We start from the raw sequence: 285 nt of genomic DNA, 5'->3' as shown, positions 1-285 counted from the left end.
GCCATTTCTGATTACAATAAGGCGATTGAATTGAATCCGAAAGAATATAAGCCATACAGCAACCGGGGGCTTGCCTACTACAATATGCAGATGTATGATCGAGCTATTTCTGACTTAAATGAGTCGATAAAATTAAAACCTGATTATGCAACATCATATAGTAACCTTGGGCTTGTCTATCTGGATAAACAAATGTACGATGTGGCTATTTCTACTTTTGACAAAGCAATAAAATTAGATCCGAAACAATATATGGCCTATACCAACCGCGGGCTTGCCTATTAC

The 285-nt window shown here is 37.5% G+C and carries 1 protein-coding gene; it reads left to right on the top strand.

Annotated elements, in window-relative coordinates; all coding sequences use genetic code 11:
* Positions 1-3: 3 nt before the first annotated feature.
* Positions 4-285: tetratricopeptide repeat protein (locus tag CN514_RS24580; RefSeq protein WP_286141829.1), on the top strand; the 282-nt coding region annotated here is incomplete at its 3' end.

Source organism: Bacillus sp. AFS001701 (genome assembly GCF_002559405.1).
GTDB lineage: Bacteria > Bacillota > Bacilli > Bacillales > Bacillaceae_G > Gottfriedia.
The sequence above is the reverse complement of the archived record's forward strand: the minus strand, read 5'-3'. Positions and strand labels throughout refer to the sequence as shown.